Below are 19609 nucleotides of genomic sequence, written 5' to 3'. Positions count from 1 at the left end.
GCAGGCCCGGCTGTGTTGCCACGACTTGAGGAATCGTTGACCAGATAGAGAAAAGAAAATGGCTACTCAAATTGCCTTGTTCAACAACGTATGGCAATCACAAAACAGGTGCAAGGGAATGTCGACGGCAAAGCAAGCCGCCATGTCGAAGACGAGCAAGTTCGCTCAGTCAGACGGCCCTGACTGGTCAGCAAGCAGTTCCAGCGCCGCAGGAATGCGGGCCGCAGGCAGCACGTAGCGCCCGTAGGGAACGCCCCTGATCGGAGGCAGGTCGCGATCGCGTTCGAATCCCAGCGCGCCATACAGGCGCAGCGCCGACGCCATGATCGGGCTGGTATGCAGCCCGATCGCCGGCGCATTCGCGCGCTGCGCCCGCTGCAGGCAGGCCGCCACCAGGCCCCGGCCAATGCCATGCCCACGGTGGGCGGGATCGACCACCAGCATCCGGATCACCGACCACTCCTCCGGAAAGATCGCGCTCCTGGGCCGGCCCGGCGCGATGTGCGCGACCGCCCCCACGATCCTGCCGGCGCGCTCGGCCACCACCAGCCCGGCATCCTGCGCCAGTTCCGCCATCCTGCCGATGCCGGCGATGAAGGTGGTCCACTCCTCGTACTCGCCCTCGTACTGGAGGAAAGCGGCGCGCGCCACCGCATTGACGCCGTCGCGATCAGGCGCCGCGTAGTCGCGTATCAGGATGCCGCTCAAGACGCGACGAACTGGCTTGCGCCGATGTGCGCGTCCCGCTCGACGTCGCCCTCATGCCACCACAGCGACGGATTGTTCTCGGCCAGCTCGCGCAGCAGATCCCACACCACCTTCACCCTTCGCAGCCGGTACAGGTCGGTCGGCGCCGCCAGCCAGAACGCACGCTCGGCGAAGAAGCCCGGCAGCACCGGCACCAGCCGCCCGTCATCCGGCACCGCGTACGGCGGCGCCATCATCAGCCCCATGCCCAGCGAGGCCGCCTCGATCTGCGCCGTCATCCCCGAGCAGCACATGCGCCGCCTCGGCGTGAATCCCAGCTCGTTCAGGTAGGACAGCTCGCGGCTGGCCAGCCGGTCCTGCACGTAGTCGACGAAGTCGTGGCGCGCCAGGTCCGACTGCTGGCGGATCGGCGGATGCTTGGCCAGGTAGGACGGCGAGGCGTACAGGTAGAAGCGGAACGACGCCAGCCGCGTGACGACATAGCGCCCGGTGGTCGGCGCATCCAGCATCACGCCCAGGTCGGCCTCGCGGTTGGCCAGGTTGGCGAAGCGCGGCAGCGCCAGCAGGTCGATCGACAGGTCGGGATTCTCTTCCAGCAGCCCGGCCAGCAGCGGCGCCACCACGCGCACCCCGAACACCTCGGGCACCCCGAGCCGCACCACGCCGTGCGCGGCGACTTCGGCCCCGCCGATCTGCTCGGCCGCCGCCAGCGCCGCCCCTTCCATCGCCTCGGCGTGCGGCAGCAGGGCCTGCCCCACCTCCGTCAGTTCGTAGCCTTCGCGGCTGCGGTCGAACAGGGTCGCGCCCAGCTGGGCTTCGAGCCGGTCGATGCGGCGCGCCACCGTCGTGTGTTCGACCTCCAGGCGGCGCGAGGCGCCGGACAGGGTGCCGGCGCGCGCCAGCTCCAGGAAGAATCGCAGGTCGGTCCACTCGGGCAGCGTATTCATGGGTACTTGTTTGATATCAAGATGACATATTGTGCACTAGTGCACATTGCCCCTGCAATCCTTTGGTCGAGGCCGGCTATTGTTGCAGCCAAGCCACGCGCCACGACGTATGTACCCCGTCCAATCAACGCACTGCAGCGCTGCACAGGCTGTGCATTTATGCACAAAGGGGTTGGCAATTGTTATCTATTCAACCAAACCCAACCGAGGCACACTGCTGGGCATGCGAAGCCTTGCACGCATGCCAATACGAAAAACCAGGAGACAAAATGCGCATGACCAGGAAAAAACTGAAGCTGCTCAACCAGTCCGCAGCCGCCCTGCTCGCCCTGTCCGGCAGCACGGCAGGCATCGCCCACGCCCAGACCAGCGCCGGCGCCCCGGCGGCGAACGCCGACGAGAACGTCTCGAAGGTGGTCGTCACCGCGCGCCGCCGCGAGGAATCGCTGCAGGACGTGCCGGTCTCGGTGACCGCCTTCAGCGCAGACCAGCTGTCCAAGCAGGCCGTCCCGGACGTCACCGCGCTGGCGCTGGCGCTGCCGAACACCACCCTCAAGGCTTCGCGCGCCACCAACTCGACCCTGACCGCCTTCATCCGCGGCGTCGGCCAGGCCGACCCGCTGGCCGGCTTCGAGGCCGGCGTCGGCATCTACATCGACGACATCTACCTCGCCCGCCCGCAGGCCGCCGTGGCCGACATCTACGACGTCGAGCGCATCGAAGTGCTGCGCGGCCCGCAGGGCACCCTGTACGGCCGCAACACGATCGGCGGCGCCGTCAAGTACGTGACCCGCAAGCTCGGCCCGCAGCGCGACCTGCGCGTGCGCGCCACGGTCGGCGAGTACGGCCAGAAGGAAGCCGTGGTCACCGCCAGCACCCCGCTGTCGGACAGCGCGCGCATCGGCGCCACCGTCGCCCGCTTCAAGCGCGACGGCTTCGGCGACAACCTGTTCACCGGCAAGGGCAACTACGACAAGGACGTCACCGCGGCGCGCGTGTCGGCCGAGTTCACGCCGAACCAGGACCTGTTCGTCCGCTTCGCCGGCGACTTCACCCAGGACGACTCGAATCCGAAGAACGGGCACCGCCTGATCCCGGGCCGCACCAGCGGCGCGCCGATCCTGGAAGACGTGTTCGACACCCGCGGCAACCTGACCAAGGCGCTCGGCCACGACCAGGAAGTGCGCGCCTACGGCGGCTCGGCGACCATCGAGTACCGCGTCAACAACGAGTGGAGCGCCAAGTCGATCACCGCCGCCCGCCGCGACAAGTCGTACGCGCCGATCGACTTCGACGCGCTGCCGGTGGTCGACATGGAAGTGCCGGCGCTGTACACCAACCGGCAGTTCAGCCAGGAGCTGCAGCTCACCTACACGGGCGAGCGCCTGCAGGGCGTGGCCGGCCTGTACTACATGGACGCCAACGCCTTCAACAAGTTCGACACCATCCTGGCCGGCGCCGTCCCGACCTCGACCTTCACCAGCGGCGACATCGACACCAAGGCCTGGGCCGCCTACTTCGACGGCAGCTATACCATCGTCGACGGCCTGAACGTCTCGCTGGGCGGCCGCTACACGGTCGACAAGCGCGAAGCCGAGATCTTCCGCCAGATCTTCCTCGGCCTGGGCGGCACGCCGGGCATGGGCAATCCGAACGCGATCCTGTTCCGCACCGACACCGACCTGCGCGGCGGCGTGCTCGAGCGCGAGGACAAGAAATTCACCCCGCGCGTGGCCGTCAACTGGAAGATGAACGACGCCCACAACGTGTACGCCTCGTACTCGGAAGGCTTCAAGGGCGGCGGCTTCGACCCGCGCCTGAACGTGGTCGGCACCCGCATCCCGCTGTCCACCGCGCGCGCCGGCTATGCGCCGGAAACCATCGAGACCTATGAGCTGGGCCTGAAGTCGGCCTTCAACGGCGGCCGCATCACCACCAATGCGGCGGTGTTCTACAGCGACTACCAGGACGTGCAGATCCCGGGCTCGGTCGCGATCGACACCAACGGCGACGGCCGCGACGACAGCTTCGCCGGCGTGACCACCAACGCGGGCAAGGCCGAGATCAAGGGCGTCGAGCTGGAAGCGATCGCCAACCTCACGTCCAACTTCATGCTGGCCGGCATGTACAGCTACATCGACGCCAGGTACAAGGAATACATCGTGGCGGGCGTGAACGTGGCCAGCCAGCGCGTGTTCCAGAACACGCCGAAGAACTCGGCCAACCTGCGCGCCAACTACGACATCGCGCTGCCGCTGATGGGCCATAACGGCAAGGTGTCGCTGATCGGCAGCTGGTCGTACAAGGGCGCCACCAACCAGTTCGAGACCAGGTCGCTGCTGGACCAGGAGTCGTACCGCATCTGGGACGCGAGCATCGTCTGGACCCGCGCCGACGGCAAGGTGCGCGCCGGCCTGCACGGCAAGAACCTGAACGACGTGCACTACAAGACCGCGGGCTACCTGTTCCCGACCCTGGGCAACGAGGGCACCCTGACGGCCTTCTACGGCAACCCGCGCCAGATCTCGGGCACGCTCGAACTGCGCTTCTGACGCTTTCAACCAGGAGTCGAGCAGACGGGGGGACGTCCGTTGAACGCGTGGGGTGATGCGGGCGGAATGCCCGCATCACGAGCCGCCCACCCTGTAGCATGAGCGACCATCATTACAGTTACCAACAGGATCAGCCAGCGTGTCCACCTTCACACCACTCAGCTACACCAGCGGCGACGGGCTGACACTCTACGCACGCGACTATCCGGCGATGGCCACGCAAGGCAAGCCGGAACCGGCGCGCCTGCCGGTGATCTGCATCCACGGCCTGACCCGCAACTCGTCGGACTTCGACGAACTGGCTCCCGAGCTGGCGCGCCTGGGACGGCGCGTGATCGCGGTCGACGTGCGCGGCCGCGGCCATTCGGCGCGCGACCCCAACCCGGCCAACTACAACCCGATGGTGTACGCCGGCGACATCATCAAGCTGATGAACGACCTGGGCATCGCGCGCGCCGTCTTCATCGGCACCTCGATGGGCGGCCTGATCACGATGACCCTGGCGGCGCGGCGCCTCGACCTGATCGCCGCCGCCATCATCAACGACATCGGCCCGGTGATGTCGGCGCGCGGCCTGGACCGCATCGCCGGCTATGCCGGCAAGTCCGCCGCCTTCGCGTCATGGAACGAGGCCGCCTGCTACCTGCGCGACATCAATGCCTGCGCCTTCCCCGACAACACGGACGAGGAATGGGACAAGTGGGCGCGGCGCGCCTTCGAGCAGCGCGACGACGGCCTGTTAAGCGCGCGCTATGACCCGAACATTGCCAACGGCCTGCGAACAGGTAAACTGCCTCCGTCCTCGCTGGCGGGAAGGATGGCGTTCCGCCGCCTGGCGCGGCGCCGCCCTACCCTGCTGGTGCGCGGCGCACTGTCCGACCTGGTCGAAGCCGAACAGGCGCGCTGGATGCGCAAGGCAGCCCCGGAACTGCAGTACGCGGAAGTGCCGAACGTCGGCCACGCGCCGATGCTCACCGAGCCGCCCGCGCTCGAGGCAATCCGCGCGTTCCTGGCCAGGGTACCCTAAGACAGAATAAAAGGAGACAAGCATGAATCACCTGATCAAACCCCTTTCGGTCGCGATCCTGGCAGCCTTCGCCGCCACCGCGGCGCCGACCGTGCTGGCCCAGGGCAAGGACCTGAAGGTCGCCCTGATCGCCGGCAAGACCGGCGTGATGGAAGCCTATGCCAAGGAGACCGAGACCGGCTTCATGATGGGCCTGGAATACCTCACCGGCGGCAAGATGGAAATCAACGGCCGCAAGCTGAAGGTCATCGTCAAGGACGACCAGAGCAAGCCGGATCTCGGCCGCACCCTGCTGGCCGAGGCCTATGGCGACGACCAAGTCGACATCGCGGTCGGCACCACCTCGTCCGGTTCGGCCCTGGCGATGCTGCCGGTGGCGAAGGAGTACAGGAAGGTGCTGATCATCGAGCCGGCGGTCGCCGACGCGATCACCGGCGACAAGTGGAACAAGTACATCTTCCGCACCGCGCGCAGCTCGATGCAGGACGCGCTGGCGGCGGCCAGCCTGCTCAAGCAGGGCAGCGTCGGTTTCCTGACCCAGGACTACGCGTTCGGGCGCGACGCCATCAAGGCCGGCAAGGAAGCCCTGAGCGCAACCGGCAGCAAGGCCAAGGTGGTGCACGAGGAATATGCGCCGATGACGACCACCGACTTCACCGCGTCGGCGCAGCGCCTGTTCGACGCCCTCAAGGACAAGCCGCAACCGCGCCTGCTGCAGATCGTCTGGGCCGGCCCGAACCCGATGAACAAGCTGGCCGACCTGAAGCCGGAGCGCTATGGCGTGCTGCTGTCGCCGGGCGGGAACATCCTGCCGGTGATGAAGACCTGGAAGAACTATGCCGGCACCGAAGGCGCGATCTATTACTACTACGGCTTCCCGAAGAACAAGATGAACGACTGGCTGGTGGCCGAGCACACCAAGCGCTTCAAGTCCCCGCCCGACATGTTCACCGCCGGCGGCATGGCGGCCGCCAGCGCGGTCTTTGCGGCGCTGTCGAAGGCGCCGAACGCGAACGGCGACCAGATGGTGGCGGCGATGGAAGGCATGAGCTTCGAGACCCCGAAGGGCAGCATGAGCTTCCGCAAGGAAGACCACCAGGCGCTGCAGCCGATGTACCACTTCCGCATCAAGAAGGACCAGAAGAACGAATGGGACATCCTGGAACTGGTGCGCGAGATCCCGGCGTCCGAGCTGCCGCTGCCGGTGCGGAACAAGCGCTGACATGGGCACGTCCGCAGAGCAGCAGCCGTCCCTGTCGACCCGCGACCTGAGCATCCGCTTCGGCGGCCATGTCGCGGTGAACGCGGTGACGGCCGACTTTTATCCCGGCACCCTGACCGTCATCGTCGGTCCCAACGGCGCCGGGAAGACGACCTACTTCAACCTGGTCTCGGGCCAGCTGCCGGCGACCTCGGGCAGCGTGCTGGTACGCGGAGCCGACGTGACCCGAGACGGTGCGGCGCGCCGCACCCGGCTCGGCATCGGGCGCGCCTTCCAGCTCACCAACCTGTTCCCGAACCTGACCGTGATCGAGAACGTGCGCCTGGCGGTGCAGAGCCGCGCCGGCCTGGGCCTGAACTTCCTGTCGATCTGGTCCAGCCACAAGGAACTGGTCGCGCGCGCCGAGCATTACCTCGAGCGCGTCGCGCTGGCGGGGCGGCGCGATACCCGCGTCGGCGCCCTGCCGCACGGCGACCAGCGCAAGCTGGAGGTCGCGATCCTGCTGGCGCTGGAACCGGACATCATGATGTTCGACGAGCCGACCGCCGGCATGAGCGTGGACGAGGTGCCGGTCGTGCTCGACCTGATCCAGAAGGTGAAGGACGAGCGCAACAAGACCGTGCTGCTGGTCGAGCACAAGATGGACGTGGTGCGCCAGCTGGCCGACCGCATCGTGGTGCTGGTCAACGGCACCCTGGTCGCGGACGGGAAGCCCGTCGAGGTCATGCAATCGAAGATCGTACAGGAAGCCTATCTTGGAACACCCGAACCCCAACATGCTCAAGCCTGAAACGGCTTCCGAACCGCTGCTCACGCTGTCCGGCGTGCACACCCACATCGGCCAGTACCACATCCTGCAGGGCGTGGACCTGGTGGTGCCGCGCGGCGGGCTGTCTATCCTGCTGGGCCGTAACGGCGCCGGCAAGACCACCACCCTGCGTACCATCATGGGCCTGTGGAAGGCCAGCGCCGGCAGCATCCATTTCGACGGCCGCGACATCACGAAGCTGGCCACGCCCGACATCGCGCGCGCCGGCATCGCCTATGTCCCGGAAAGCATGGCCGTGTTCTCGGACCTGACCGTGCGCGAGAACCTGTACCTGGCGGCGCGCAACGGCCCGCTCGACCGGGCGCGCGTGGACTGGATCTGCGGCTTCTTCCCGGCCCTGAAGAAATTCTGGAACTACCCGGCCGGCAACCTGTCCGGCGGCCAGAAGCAGATGGTGGCGATCGCCCGCGCGATCGTCGAACCGCGCAAGCTGCTGCTGGTCGACGAGCCGACCAAGGGCCTGGCTCCCGCCATCATCCAGAGCCTGATCGCCGCCTTCCGCGAACTGAAGGCGACCGACACCACGATCCTTCTGGTCGAGCAGAACTTCAACTTCGTCCGCTCGCTCGGCGACACCGTCAGCGTGATGGACGACGGCCGCGTCGTGCACGCCGGCGCGATGGCGGCGCTGGCCGACGACGGCGCGCTGCAGCAGCGCCTGCTCGGCCTGTCGCTCGACTCCCACCAATAGGAACCACCATGAGCGCAACCCTTCCCCTTGCCGGCGCGAATAGCCCGCTGCCGGCGGCCAGGCGCGACATCGCGCCGCTGCTGCTGGTGCCGGCGCTGATGCTGGCCATGCTGCCGCTGGTCGGCAGCTTCCCCACCTGGGTCACCCTGACCGTCGCCGGCCTGGCGATGGGCATGATGATCTTCATCATGGCCAGCGGCCTGACCCTCGTGTTCGGCCTGATGAGCGTGCTGAACTTCGGCCATGGTGCCTTCGTGTCCGTGGGCGCCTACGCCGCCACCCTGGTGCTGCTGCCGATGCGCGGCTGGCTCGAGATGGACTCGCTCCTGATCAACCTGGGCGTGCTGGCCCTGGCCGTGACGGTGGCGATGCTCGTCACCGGGCTGCTCGGCTGGGCCTTCGAGCGCCTCATCATCATGCCGGTGTATGGCCAGCACCTGAAGCAAATCCTGGTCACCATGGGCGGCATGATCGTCGCCGAGCAGCTGATCCACGTGATCTGGGGCGCCGAGACCATCGCCCTGCCGCTGCCGACCGCGCTGCGCGGCGCGATCCTGATGGGCGACGCGGCGATCGAGAAGTACCGCCTGGTCGCCGTGGTCGTGGGCCTGGTCGTGTTCGCGGCCATGTTCCTGACCCTGAACCGCACCAAGATCGGCCTCCTGATCCGCGCCGGCGTGGAGAACGGCGAGATGGTGGAGAGCCTCGGCTACCGCATCCGCCGCCTGTTCGTCGCGGTGTTCGCGGCCGGCTCGGCGCTGGCCGGCCTGGGCGGCATGATGTGGGGCCTGTACAAGGAAACCCTGTCGGCCGCGATGGGCGGCGAGATCATCGTCATGATCTTCATCGTCATCATCATCGGCGGGCTCGGTTCGGTGGGCGGCTGCTTCATCGGCGCGCTCCTGATGGCGCTGGTCGCCAACTACACCGGCTTCCTGGCGCCGAAGGTCGCGCTGGTCTCGAACATCGTCCTGATGATCGCGATCCTGCTGTGGCGTCCGGCCGGACTGTATTCGAAAATGCGGGGTTGACCATGCTGCACCAGCTTCTTTCCGGCGACATGCCGCGCAGCCGCACGCTCACCGCGGTGCTGCTCCTGATCCTCGTGGGACTGGCGTTCGCGCCCTTCCTGACCTCGGGCGCGCGCCCGCTCAACACGGCGGCGACCATCTGCGTCTACATCGTGCTGGTGGCCTCGTACGACCTGCTGCTCGGCTACACCGGCATCGTGTCGTTTGCGCACACCATGTTCTACGGTATCGGCGCCTACGGCATCGGCCTCGGGCTGGCGCGCGTCGACGAGCCGACCTGGAGCGCCGCCCTCGCCGGCCTTGGCATCGCCCTGGTGGTGGCGCTGCTGCTGGCGCTGGTGGTCGGCCTGTTCGCGCTGCGCGTGCGCGCCATCTTCTACTCGATGATCACCCTGGCGGTGGCGTCCTCGTTCGCGGTGCTGGCCTCGCAGCTGTCCGACTTCACCGGCGGCGAGGACGGCATCACCTTCAGCGTGCCCGAAGTGCTGTCGCCCGGTTTCCAGCTGGTCGAGAACGAGGTGTTCGGGCGTTCGATCGACGGCAAGCTGCTCGCCTATTACCTGGTGTTCTTCGGCTGCCTGGTGCTGTTCCTGTTCCTGCTGCGCCTCGTGAATTCACCCTTCGGCCGCGTGCTGCAGGCGATCCGCGAGAACGAGTTCCGCGCCGAGGCGCTCGGCTACCGCACCATGGTGTACCGCATCTGGGCCAACTGCCTGGCGGCGCTGGTGGCGGCGCTGGCCGGCGCGCTGATGGCGCTGTGGCTGCGCTATGTCGGGCCCAAGACCTCGCTCGGCTTCGAGGTCATGACCGACATCCTCCTGATCGTCGTCATCGGCGGCATGGGCACGATGTACGGCGCGGTGGTCGGCGCGGCCCTGTTCATCCTCGCGCAGAACTACCTGAAGGAACTGATGGCGCACGCTTCAAACGCGATGGAAACCGTGCCGATGCTGGCCGCCGCCCTGCACCCGGACCGCTGGATGCTGTGGCTGGGCGTGCTGTTCATCCTGTCGATCTATTTCTTCCCGATCGGGATCGTGGGCAAGCTGCGGCTGCGCAGCTATCTCGCGCGGCGCTGACTGGCCGGGGGAACACATGGCAACCGAACGGAGCTTCGTCGACTACATCACCGAAATCGCCGGCGTGGGCAGCCGGCTGACCTGCAAGAGGCTGTTCGGCGAATATGCGCTCTACCTGGACGGGAAGGTGGTTGCGTTTGCCTGCGACAACAGCCTCTTCATCAAGCCATCGCGCGCCGTGGCGACCCTTGCGCCGGACCTGCCCCAGGGTCCGCCCTATCCCGGCGCGAAGGATTACCCGATCGCCGACGAACTGCTGGACGATCCGGATGCGCTGCGCCGCCTGCTCGTGGAAACGGCTGAACTGATGCCGCTGCCGAAGGCGAAGAAACGCGCCAAAGCCAAGCCCCGGGTGGCAGGCAGGTAGCCTGGAATCCGGCGACCCTGTCAGGCGCCACGCCCATTGGCGGCACGTTGCGCCAGAAGCAGGTGCTCGAGCGACTCCGCAGGCATGGGTTTGTAGAAGAAGTAGCCTTGACCGAAGTCGCATCCCGCATGCCGCAGCAGTTCCGCTTCATGCTCGTCTCCGATCCCCTCGGCGATGACGCGCATGTTCAGCGCATGCGCCATGGCGATGATGGTCTTGCACAGGGCTAGCTGCGTACTTCCCGTCTTCATGTTGCCGACGAAAGCGCGGTCGATTTTCAGGAACTCGAACTGGTACTGCTGGATATATGATAGTGACGAATATCCAGTCCCAAAGTCGTCGAGGGCCAATGCGACGCCGTGTTCGGCTAGCTGCCGGAGCTGATCTTCTACCGTCCGGTCGTGCTGCAGCAGCGATCCTTCAGTAACTTCAACAACAATCGAGTGCGGCGGTAACCCTTGGGACATGAGGAATGCCATACACCTGGCGCAGCTTTCTCCTCCTTTGGCGATCTGCATCGGCGAGACATTAACGCCGACCTGGATGCGTTGGCCCAGCTGCTGTATCCAGCGCACGGCGTCCGTTACGACCGTATGAAAAGTCCACTCCCCGATTTCGACAATGAGACCGGTCTCCTCTGCCAGCGGAATGAACTCGACAGGACTGATCCAGCCGCGCTCGGGATGCCGCCAGCGCAATAATGCTTCCGCCTTGACGATCTTTCCGGTCTCTAACTCGACGATAGGCTGATAATGCAGTTGCAGTTCGTCCCGCTGCATTGCCAGTCGCAGGTCGTCGCTCATTCGTCGCCGGTAGTGCGCCCGCTCCTGCATCGCAGGCAAGAAGTATGCAAAGCGGTTGCGTCCCAGTTTCTTCGCCTCGTACATCGCCAGGTCGGCATGTTTCAGTAGGCTCTCCGCATCGCAGGCATCCCCTGGGAAATGGGTGACGCCGATGCTTGCCGACAGATGCAAGGATTCCCCTTCGATGTGGAAAGGCTGTGACATGATGTCAATGATGTCATGGGCTATCCGCTCGATCACATAGGCGTCTTCATTCTCCAGGTTATGCATATCAACCAGCAAGACAGTGAACTCGTCGCCCCCGAGACGTGAAACGGTGTCGGTAGCGCGGGTACAGCGCAAGAGACGCTGCGCCGCTTCCTTCAGCAACTGGTCGCCCACGGAATGTCCCAGCGTGTCGTTGACTTCCTTGAACTGGTCCAGGTCGATGAACAGCAGCGAAAACGCAGGATGTTCGCCGCGATGGCAGTTCTTGATCGCCTGCCGCAGGCGGTCCAGGAACAGGTGCCGGTTGGGCAGGCCGGTCAGGCTGTCGTAGTTGGCCTGCTGCCAGAGCAGTTCCTCGTCCTTCTTGGCGCGCGTGATGTCGCTGGCGATCTCGATGTAGTTGCGCACCGCCCCGCTGGCGGTCTTGACGGCGGTGACCGAACGCTCTTCCGCAATCAGGTGCCCGTCCTTGTGCCGGCTCCAGATCTCGCCCTTCCAGTGGCCGGTGGCCAGGACCTGGGAGCGGAAGACGTCGTAGTGGCTCTCCCGCTCCATGTCGGCGTTGTAGAAATCGGAAGTGCGCCCGACGATTTCCTCTTCCCGGTAGCCGCGCATGCGCGTGAACCCCGGGTTGACCATGATGATCCGGCCGGCGGCATCGGCAATGGCGATCGCATCGCTGCTGTGGGCGAACACCAGCGAGGCGCGCTCCATCGCCGCTTCGGCCTCCTTGGCCAGGGTGATGTCGGAGATGGCGCCGAAGATCCGGAATACGCTGCCGTCGCTTCCCTGCAGTGCGCGGCCCTGGCAGCGCAGCCAGATCCAGTGCCCGTACAGGTGACGCATCCGGATCTCCAGCGAAAAGGTGGACGCTTCCCCCGAGCCCAGTTGCCGGAGCGTGGCGACCGCCCTGGGAATGTCTTCCGGGTGCACCAGGCGGTCCAGCGTACCCGTGGCGACATCCACGGTTTCCGACACGAAGCCCAGGATATGGCGGCACTGCTTGGACAGCACGACCTGGCCGGTATCGGCATGCCAGTCGAAGGAGCCCGAGCCCGACGCTTCCAGGGCGAGGCGGGAGCGTTCTTCCAGTTCCGCGAGATGTTCCTGAGCGCGATGCCGTTCGGTCACGTCATGCACGGTGCCGATCAGGGTGACACATGCTCCCTGGGGAGACAGGACTGGCGTGACTGTGACCTCTCCGACCTTGGTGCCCGTGGGATAGTCGGACACCTCATCCCAATGGACGCTTTGTCCTGTCTCGATTGCCTGTCGATACTTCGATCGCACCAGGGCGATGGACTCGGGCGGAATCACTTCTTCCACAAATTTGCCGACAACAGCCGTTGGCGGAAGACCCGTCGCAGCCTCGAACGCCGCGTTCACGTAAATAAACCGGTATTGATCCTGCGGCGTCACCTCCAGTACGAAAATGACGTCCCGGATGCGATCCTGCAGAAACGAAAGTACGCTTCTTTCGACACTATCGTTCAGTCCACGGGATTCCAGCACTTTTTGGAAAGACTGATGCGCATCGGGAAGGCGGTTCGAAGGAGGCGAAGACATCGGCGTGGTCTGCTGTGATTGGACGCGGGTTCGGTCATGCGAAAGCTTCCACTCGGCCGTCCGCACTTTAGACCGAGATGCCAATTATACAATCCGCCATATGCCCAAAGCATAGAAGTTATGAAGTCGCGTCGAATGAACCCATAGGACTGCCCCCGCCCGAAGAACAACGCCTGCCTCCCGCGAGTCTTCTCAGCAACCCGTGGGGCCTGTACCATAGAGGTCATTTACTTTGCTTAAGAAATTGCCTTATGACTAACTCGATCTTCTCCCGCGCCATTTGCCTGGCCATGTTCACCGCCGCCTGCACCCTGCCGGCCCACGCCGACAGCTTCACCTCGTCGGCGTCCAGCGCCGGATCGGCATCGTCGGCCAGCGTCTCCGATTCGATCAGCGCATCGAGCGACAGCTCCGGCGGCGACGACAAGGTCGCCGCCGGCCAGTACCGCGTGATCGACATCGCCCAGGCGCCGGCCAAGGCGAATACCACCCGCATGACCCTGCGCGCGGTCGCCAGCGGCCCGCCCCAGGAATTCTACCTCGACGTGCCCGACCGCGCGCTGGCGGAGCGCGGCGTGAGCAAGGGCGAACTGGTCCAGGTCAACGAGCGCGTGTACGGCTACGAATTCGCGCACGTGGACACGAAGCGTCCGTTCTTCCTCGCGCTGCAGGACGACTGGTACCGCGAACTGGGCTCGAAGCAAGTCACGATCTGATGTTCAAGCGCTTGAGCGTCGCCGCGCTCGCCCTGTGCGCGAGCGCGGGGGCGTGGGCCGGCATGCCGGCCTTCTGCGAGCGGTCGAACGACATCACCGCCGCGGACCAGGACCGCGTGCTGCGCTTCGCCGGCGTCATCAAGCAGGAACTGGCGCGTTCCGGCGCCCGCGTCGCCCTGATCGCGCGCGCGGGCCTGGACCTGAGCCGCTTCGGCCTGCTGTATTCGCACGCCGGCATCGCCCTCAGGGACAATCCCGGCGGCCCCTGGGCCGTGCGCCAGCTCTACTATGCCTGCGACGAGTCGGTCCCGCGCCTGTTCGACCAGGGCGTCTCCGGCTTCGCGCTCGGGGCCGACGCGCCGTCGCGGGGCCATATCTCGCTGGTGTTCCTGCCCGATGAAGAAAGCGCGCAGCTGGAACAGGCCGCCCTGGACAAGCGCCTGGGACTGGCGCTGCTGGCCGGGAAATACAGCGCGAACGCATATGCCTACGGCACGCGCTACCAGAACTGCAACCAGTGGGTGGCGGAGCTGATCGCCAGCGCCTGGGGCGGCCTCGATGGCCAGGATGCCGCGCCCGCTGCAACTGGCGATGCCGCGCGCAATCCGGCGCGCGAACACGCGCAGGAATGGCTGCGTGGGCAAGGCTACACGGCCGGGCCGGTGAAGGTGCCCTCGCACCTGCTGATGTTCGCCGGGCAGTTCGTGCCCCTGCTGCACATGAACGACCACCCGGTGGAGGACATCCACGCGCTCGCGCTGCACGTGAGCGTGCCGGATGCCATCGAGGGCTTCGTGCGCCGCCAGGCGCCGCAGGCCCGGCGCGTCGAGCTGTGCCATGACCAGCAGCGCATCGTCGTGCACCGCGGCTGGGAGCAGCTGGGCGCCGGGTGCCGGCCCATGCCGGGCGACGACGTGATTCCCCTCGCACCATAACGGGGTCCGGCCACGCCGCCCCGCACCGCGCGGTAGCGGCCGGTAGCGGCCCGGAAAAGCAAAAAGGCCGGCCGCCCATCGGGCGCCGGCCTTTTCGCTGGCTGGCCGAGGCTTAGGCCTGGGCCTTGTTCTTGAATGCGGCCACGCCGCTGGTGATCTCGGCCTTGGCGGCTTCGGCGTCCGCCCAGCCTTCGATCTTGACCCACTTGCCCGGCTCCAGGTCCTTGTAGTGCTCGAAGAAGTGCTGGATCTGCTGCAGGCGCAGCTCTTCCAGGTCTTCCAGCTTCTGGATCTTCTTGTACATCGGCAGAACCTTCTCGACCGGCACCGCGATCACCTTGGCGTCGCCGCCGCCGTCATCGGTCATCTTCAGCACGCCCAGCGCGCGGCAGCGCACCACCACGCCCGGCGGCAGCGGGAACGGGGTGATCACCAGCACGTCGCACGGGTCGCCGTCGTCGGCGATGGTCTGCGGCACGTAGCCGTAGTTGCACGGGTAGTGCATGGCGGTACCCATGAAGCGGTCGACGAAGATCGCGCCGCTGTCCTTGTCGACCTCGTATTTGACCGGGTCGGCGTTCATCGGGATTTCGATGATGACGTTGAAGTCGTTCGGCACATCTTTGCCGGCTGGAACGTTGTTCAAGCTCATGGATCAGTCCTTGGTTGCTGAAGATTCAATAAGACCGTCATTATAGCGAAACAGGCATGGCTTGTGCGGCGCAGCGGTGGGCAATGCTGTGCTTCAACTGGCCTTGTCGAGAATGCTCGCCAGCGCACACTGGCGATAATGGTTCGCGGCTTCCTGCTCCTGCCCCAGCGCCTCGTGCATCTGCGCCAGCTTCAGGTGCGCTTCGCGCACCATCGGCGCCTCGGTCGCATCCGACAGCGCCTGCTCCAGGTAGCGCTGGGCCTTGCCCCACAGTTTCTGTTTCAGGCACAGCGAACCCAGGGTCAGGGCCAGTTCGGGATCGGTCGGGCGCGCCTTGAGCCAGGTTTCGCAGCTTTCGATCTGCGCCAGCAGCGAGGGCGAGCCGGCCGGACTGGCCGCGTCGCGGTAGGCGCGCACCACGCGCTCGTCCCAGTTCGCCTTCAGCGCGTCCTCGGCGATCGCGCGCGCCTCGTCGTGCAGGCCGCGCGCATTGAAGGCGGTCGCCGCGCGCGCCGCGATGTAGGGCACGCAGCGGTCGGCGGCCGGCACGGTGGACCAGGTGCGGCGCAGCGATTCCGGATCGTGGCCGCCCTCGCCCAGCAGCGCCTCGTAGGCCATTTCGCGCAGGCGGGTCGAGAGCGCCGGATGCAGCGCCTTGCGCTTGTCGAGGATGCGCACCAGGCGCAGCACCTCGGGCCAGTTGCGCGCCTGCTGGTTGGCCTTCATCGCCCACTGCAGCGCATGGATATGGCGCTGGCCGCTGGCATTCAGTTCGGCGACCGCTTCCAGGGCCGCCTCCGGCTGGTGGTCGTCGACCAGCAGTTCGGTGACCGTCATCAGGCGCGCCGTCTTGAGCGCGGGATCGTGCGCGACCCCGGCCAGCCAGGCGTCGCGGCGCGCCGGTTCGCGCATGCGGTGCGCGGCGCGCGCGCCGATCAGGGACGCCAAACCCGCATTCTCGGGCAGTTCGGAAGCGCGCATCGCCGCCTTCTCGGCATGGCCGAAGCGGCCCTCGAACAGCGCCTTGAGCGCATCGCGCAAGCCCTTGTTGCCCTCGCGCTCGCGCTTGCGCTGGCGGTAGGCGGAAACCTTGACCGGCATCTTCAGGGTCGCGTTGATCGCCCGCACCAGGCCGTACAGCACCACGAACAGCGCCGCCAGCAGCACCACGAACAGGTTGAGCGACATGTCGATCCGGTGCGGCGGATAGAACAGCACCACATTGCCCGGATTGAAGCGCGCGGTCACGGCGATGCCGATGGCGGCGGCCATCAGCGCGACTAACCAGAGGAGTAAACGCATGTCTTATTGCTTCGCTTTATAGTTGCGCACGGCGTTCAGGCTGTTCGCCAGGGTCGGCATCTCGATCTGCAGGTTGTTGGCCTGCACCTGGCGCAGCGCGGCCTGGGCCTGCTGCGTGGCGCGCGCGCGCGTATCGAAATACTTGAGCAGGGTCTCCTGCGCGGTGCCCAGGTCGTCGCGGAAGGTCGCCTCGTTGCGCGACAACAGCGCCAGGCGGGCGTTCAGCAGGCGCAGCTTGAGGTTCTCGCGCACGAAATACGATTCGCCCGGCGACAGCATCAGCGCTTCCGGCGTGTCCACGCTGCGCACCCGGATCAGCTGGCGCACGTCATCCCACATGTCCTGGCTCCAGTTGCGCCAGGTCTGGGTGAAGCGCTCGCCGAAGCTCAGCGCGCCCGTATCGGCCGCCTTCGCGGACGCGGCCTCCGCCTTGCGGCTGCCGCGCACCGGCGCGGCCGGCAGCAGCGGCTGCTCGCTCGACACCATCGGCAGCTCGTCGACCTGGGCGATCACGTTGTCCAGGCGCAGCGCGACGCCGGCCATGTCGACCGCCGGGGTGGCCTTGAGCCGCTCGATGTCGCCGGCGATCGCGCGGCGGATGACCAGGAATTGCGGCGTGTCCGAGCGCGACAGCGAACGGTCGGCGTTCTGCAGCGCGATCAGCGCGCCCTGCACGTTGCCGGCCAGCTGGAGCTGCTGGCTGGCGGTCGAGAGCACCTGCTCGATCTCGGACAGCGCCCATTCGTCGCGGTTCTTCGACAGGTCCTGGTACAGCTGTTCCAGCGCCAGCTGCTGGCTCTGGGCTTCGCTCTGGCGGCTTTCCAGCACGCCCACCTTGACCTGGAGTTCCTTGGACTGGTCCGACACGTCGCGCGCCAGCGCGGCCGTCTCGGCATTGACGGCATTGCCCTTCTGCAAACTGCTGGCCATGTCGCGGCGCAGCGAGTTGATGCGGCTGTGCGACGAGATCGTCTGCACCGCCAGCAGCACGGCCAGCGCGACGACCGCCAGCGGCAGCGGCTGCTGCAGGGTCTGGAACAGGCTCCGGCCAGGCGCGCGCGGCGGCGCGCCGGCCTGGTCGGCCTTCGGGAGACCCGGCGCGGGAGCGGTCCCCGGGGCCTGGGATTGGTCTGGATTATTGGGCAATTCGTTCATTCTTGTGATTGTAGCGCGGCAAGTAATCGTGCGTCGCCGGAACCGGTGAGGGTGATCCGGTCCATGCCGAGCGCGCGCGCCGTCTCGGCGATGCGCGCGTGCGGCACGATCAGGTGTTGCTCCCGCAGGCGGCGCGGGCCGCCGGCCGGGTCGATTCGGTCCACCAGCCCCGCCAGGCCGCGCAGGGCTTCGGAGCTCGTGATTATCCAGACGTTTGGCCGCGCCAGCAAGGCGTCCAGGCGCAGCGCCAGTTCCGGGGTGAGCTCAGGCACGCTGCGCCGGTAGGCGGTCACGGTCTCGACCCGGGCCCCGGCCGCGCGCAGGCTGTCGGCCAGCAGTTCGCGGCCGCCGTCGCCGCGCACGATCAGCACCCGGCGTCCGGCCAGCGCGGCCAGGTCGAGGCTGGCCAGCAGGTGCTCGGAATCGCTATGGGCGCTGTCGCGCGGCGCGTGAATCGTGGCGTTGGCGTCGGTCAGTCCATGCCCGGCCAGCGCCGTCTTGCTGCCCTCGCCCACCACGGCCAGCGGCACACCCTGCGGCCAGGCCGCGAGCTGGGCGAAGGCCGCGTCGATCGCGTTCGGCGACACGAAGGCCACCAGCGCATAGTCCGACAGCTCCGCCAGCGCGGCGCGCAGCGGCGCGGGGTCCGCGACCGGCGAGATCTCGAGCAGCGGCAGCACCTCGGCATCGAAGCCCAGCGCGGCCACGGCCTGCGCCAGCGGCCCGGCCTGGGCGCGCGGCCGGGTGATGACGACTGTCTCAGGCATCGGAAGCGGTATCCGACGCCGCATCCTGCCGGCAGGCCGCCAGGATCGCGTTCGCGTCCTGCTGCGCCAGCAGCTCGGAGACGCGTTCGCCCAGGTGTTCGGGATGGCCGGCCGGACCGGACACTTCGGCGCTGGCGGTGCGCTTGCCGTCCGGGGTCGCGACCATGGCGCGCAGGCGCATGGTGTCGCCCTCGACGGTGGCGAAGGCCGCCAGCGGGATCTGGCAGCTGCCGCCGAAGATCTTGGAGACCTTGCGCTCGGCCATGACGGCGCGCGCGGTGTCCTCGTGGTTCAGGGGCGCCAGCAGCGCGTGCAGGTCGACGCCGTCGCTGCGCTGGCCGCTCAGGATCTCGATCGCCATCGCGCCCTGGCCGGCGGCCGGCAGGCTGTACTCGGGCTCGAGCAGCGCGCGGATGCGCTGCGGCAGGCCGAGGCGCTTCAGGCCGGCGGCGGCCAGGATGATGGCCGCGTAATCGCCGCGGTCGAGCTTGCCCAGGCGGGTATCGAGGTTGCCGCGCAGCGGCTGGATGACCAGGTGCGGGTGGCGCGCCGCGATCAGGGCCTGGCGGCGCAGGCTGCTGGTGCCGACCACTGCCCCGGCAGGCAGCTCGTCCAGGCTGGCGTAGTCGTTCGAGACGAAGGCGTCGCGCGGGTCTTCGCGCTCGAGCACGACCGACAGTTCGAAGCCTTCCGGCAAGTCCATCGGCACGTCCTTGAGCGAGTGCACGGCCAGGTCGGCGCGACCCTCGGCCATGGCGACCTCGAGTTCCTTGACGAACAGGCCCTTGCCGCCGACCTTGGACAGCGCGCGGTCGAGGATCTGGTCGCCCCGTGTCGTCATTCCTAGAATTTCGACGCTGCACTGCGGATATAATGCGGCGAGTCGGGCGCGCACATGTTCGGCCTGCCACATGGCCAGGCGGCTCTCGCGGGATGCGATAATCAGTTTCGCGGGCGCCTGTTGCGCCGATTCAGTTGCTTTCAACACGGTTTCTTTCGCTGTCGTTGTGCCCATCAGGACGATGCCAGTAAACGGCTCTTGCATAAGATCAC

Annotated in this window: 18 protein-coding genes; 10 read left to right on the top strand and 8 right to left on the bottom strand. The window is 66.8% G+C overall.

The window, feature by feature from the left end:
- Positions 1-165: 165 nt before the first annotated feature.
- On the bottom strand, positions 166-708 hold the full coding sequence (locus tag H162_RS0118245; protein WP_020654933.1) for a GNAT family N-acetyltransferase: 543 nt from the start codon (positions 706-708) through the stop codon (positions 166-168).
- Entirely contained in the window at positions 705-1655 is a 951-nt protein-coding gene (locus H162_RS0118240; protein ID WP_020654932.1) for a LysR family transcriptional regulator, read from the bottom strand. Before H162_RS0118240 ends, H162_RS0118245 begins: the two co-directional genes overlap by 4 nt.
- Positions 1656-1930: 275 nt before the next feature.
- Between H162_RS0118240 and H162_RS0118235 the strand changes: the two genes are divergently transcribed.
- The 8 genes from H162_RS0118235 to H162_RS0118200 all read left to right on the top strand — a co-directional run bounded on the left by H162_RS0118235 (position 1931) and on the right by H162_RS0118200 (position 10453).
- A complete protein-coding gene (locus H162_RS0118235) occupies positions 1931-4207 on the top strand; it encodes a TonB-dependent receptor (protein ID WP_229452132.1) in 2277 nt (758 codons plus the stop codon).
- A gap of 139 nt (positions 4208-4346) precedes the next feature.
- The gene (locus tag H162_RS0118230) at positions 4347-5234 is read left to right on the top strand and encodes an alpha/beta fold hydrolase (protein ID WP_020654930.1); all 888 of its coding nucleotides are present in this window, start codon (positions 4347-4349) and stop codon (positions 5232-5234) included.
- A 22-nt stretch (positions 5235-5256) separates the two neighbouring features.
- Complete coding sequence (locus H162_RS0118225) at positions 5257-6456, top strand: substrate-binding domain-containing protein (protein ID WP_020654929.1); 1200 nt, start codon at positions 5257-5259, stop codon at positions 6454-6456.
- 1 nt (position 6457) lies between these two features.
- Complete coding sequence (locus H162_RS0118220; RefSeq protein WP_020654928.1) at positions 6458-7246, top strand: ABC transporter ATP-binding protein; 789 nt, start codon at positions 6458-6460, stop codon at positions 7244-7246.
- Entirely contained in the window at positions 7233-7976 is a 744-nt protein-coding gene (locus H162_RS0118215) for an ABC transporter ATP-binding protein (protein ID WP_020654927.1), read from the top strand. Before H162_RS0118220 ends, H162_RS0118215 begins: the two co-directional genes overlap by 14 nt.
- An 8-nt stretch (positions 7977-7984) precedes the next feature.
- Positions 7985-9007, top strand: coding sequence for a branched-chain amino acid ABC transporter permease (locus H162_RS0118210; RefSeq protein WP_020654926.1), 1023 nt, complete (start codon positions 7985-7987; stop codon positions 9005-9007).
- A 2-nt stretch (positions 9008-9009) separates the two neighbouring features.
- On the top strand, positions 9010-10086 hold the full coding sequence (locus H162_RS0118205) for a branched-chain amino acid ABC transporter permease (RefSeq protein ID WP_211223721.1): 1077 nt from the start codon (positions 9010-9012) through the stop codon (positions 10084-10086).
- Positions 10087-10102: 16 nt separating this feature from the next.
- Positions 10103-10453 (top strand): TfoX/Sxy family protein, encoded by a 351-nt coding sequence (locus H162_RS0118200; protein ID WP_020654924.1) that lies wholly within the window; start codon positions 10103-10105, stop codon positions 10451-10453.
- A 20-nt stretch (positions 10454-10473) separates the two neighbouring features.
- On the opposite strand, the gene H162_RS31230 is transcribed toward H162_RS0118200, so the two are convergent.
- The gene (locus tag H162_RS31230) at positions 10474-13029 is read right to left on the bottom strand and encodes a sensor domain-containing protein (RefSeq protein ID WP_084677055.1); all 2556 of its coding nucleotides are present in this window, start codon (positions 13027-13029) and stop codon (positions 10474-10476) included.
- A gap of 251 nt (positions 13030-13280) precedes the next feature.
- Between H162_RS31230 and H162_RS0118190 the strand changes: the two genes are divergently transcribed.
- Positions 13281-13745, top strand: coding sequence for a hypothetical protein (locus tag H162_RS0118190; protein WP_020654922.1), 465 nt, complete (start codon positions 13281-13283; stop codon positions 13743-13745).
- Positions 13745-14680, top strand: coding sequence for a DUF2145 domain-containing protein (locus H162_RS0118185; RefSeq protein ID WP_020654921.1), 936 nt, complete (start codon positions 13745-13747; stop codon positions 14678-14680). Before H162_RS0118190 ends, H162_RS0118185 begins: the two co-directional genes overlap by 1 nt.
- A 112-nt stretch (positions 14681-14792) precedes the next feature.
- Here the strand turns inward: H162_RS0118185 and ppa are convergent, their stop codons facing one another.
- The 5 genes from ppa to hemC form a co-directional block, all read right to left on the bottom strand.
- A complete protein-coding gene (gene ppa, locus H162_RS0118180) occupies positions 14793-15332 on the bottom strand; it encodes an inorganic diphosphatase (protein WP_020654920.1) in 540 nt (179 codons plus the stop codon).
- A 93-nt stretch (positions 15333-15425) separates the two neighbouring features.
- On the bottom strand, positions 15426-16634 hold the full coding sequence (locus H162_RS0118175) for a heme biosynthesis protein HemY (RefSeq protein ID WP_040787669.1): 1209 nt from the start codon (positions 16632-16634) through the stop codon (positions 15426-15428).
- A 3-nt stretch (positions 16635-16637) separates the two neighbouring features.
- The gene (locus H162_RS0118170; protein ID WP_020654918.1) at positions 16638-17789 is read right to left on the bottom strand and encodes a uroporphyrinogen-III C-methyltransferase; all 1152 of its coding nucleotides are present in this window, start codon (positions 17787-17789) and stop codon (positions 16638-16640) included.
- On the bottom strand, positions 17786-18556 hold the full coding sequence (locus H162_RS0118165; RefSeq protein ID WP_020654917.1) for a uroporphyrinogen-III synthase: 771 nt from the start codon (positions 18554-18556) through the stop codon (positions 17786-17788). Before H162_RS0118165 ends, H162_RS0118170 begins: the two co-directional genes overlap by 4 nt.
- Positions 18549-19571, bottom strand: a complete 1023-nt coding sequence (hemC, locus tag H162_RS0118160; protein ID WP_084677054.1) for a hydroxymethylbilane synthase — start codon at positions 19569-19571, stop codon at positions 18549-18551. The genes H162_RS0118165 and hemC overlap by 8 nt, the downstream gene beginning before the upstream one ends.
- Positions 19572-19609: the final 38 nt, after the last annotated feature.

Source organism: Massilia niastensis DSM 21313 (assembly GCF_000382345.1).
GTDB lineage: Bacteria > Pseudomonadota > Gammaproteobacteria > Burkholderiales > Burkholderiaceae_D > Telluria > Telluria niastensis.
Note: the sequence above shows the minus strand (reverse complement) of the source record. Positions and strands in the feature narration are given on the sequence as shown.

Coding starts and splice junctions, on each gene's coding strand:
- H162_RS0118175 (WP_040787669.1), bottom strand. CDS start 16,634: ATGCGTTTACTCCTCTGGTTAGTCGCGCTGATGGCCGCCGCCATCGGC.
- H162_RS0118205 (WP_211223721.1), top strand. CDS start 9,010: ATGCTGCACCAGCTTCTTTCCGGCGACATGCCGCGCAGCCGCACGCTC.
- H162_RS0118225 (WP_020654929.1), top strand. CDS start 5,257: ATGAATCACCTGATCAAACCCCTTTCGGTCGCGATCCTGGCAGCCTTC.
- hemC (WP_084677054.1), bottom strand. CDS start 19,571: ATGGGCACAACGACAGCGAAAGAAACCGTGTTGAAAGCAACTGAATCG.
- H162_RS31230 (WP_084677055.1), bottom strand. CDS start 13,029: ATGTCTTCGCCTCCTTCGAACCGCCTTCCCGATGCGCATCAGTCTTTC.
- H162_RS0118200 (WP_020654924.1), top strand. CDS start 10,103: ATGGCAACCGAACGGAGCTTCGTCGACTACATCACCGAAATCGCCGGC.
- H162_RS0118170 (WP_020654918.1), bottom strand. CDS start 17,789: ATGAACGAATTGCCCAATAATCCAGACCAATCCCAGGCCCCGGGGACC.
- H162_RS0118190 (WP_020654922.1), top strand. CDS start 13,281: ATGACTAACTCGATCTTCTCCCGCGCCATTTGCCTGGCCATGTTCACC.
- H162_RS0118185 (WP_020654921.1), top strand. CDS start 13,745: ATGTTCAAGCGCTTGAGCGTCGCCGCGCTCGCCCTGTGCGCGAGCGCG.
- H162_RS0118215 (WP_020654927.1), top strand. CDS start 7,233: ATGCTCAAGCCTGAAACGGCTTCCGAACCGCTGCTCACGCTGTCCGGC.
- H162_RS0118210 (WP_020654926.1), top strand. CDS start 7,985: ATGAGCGCAACCCTTCCCCTTGCCGGCGCGAATAGCCCGCTGCCGGCG.
- H162_RS0118165 (WP_020654917.1), bottom strand. CDS start 18,556: ATGCCTGAGACAGTCGTCATCACCCGGCCGCGCGCCCAGGCCGGGCCG.
- H162_RS0118235 (WP_229452132.1), top strand. CDS start 1,931: ATGACCAGGAAAAAACTGAAGCTGCTCAACCAGTCCGCAGCCGCCCTG.
- H162_RS0118240 (WP_020654932.1), bottom strand. CDS start 1,655: ATGAATACGCTGCCCGAGTGGACCGACCTGCGATTCTTCCTGGAGCTG.
- ppa (WP_020654920.1), bottom strand. CDS start 15,332: ATGAGCTTGAACAACGTTCCAGCCGGCAAAGATGTGCCGAACGACTTC.
- H162_RS0118220 (WP_020654928.1), top strand. CDS start 6,458: ATGGGCACGTCCGCAGAGCAGCAGCCGTCCCTGTCGACCCGCGACCTG.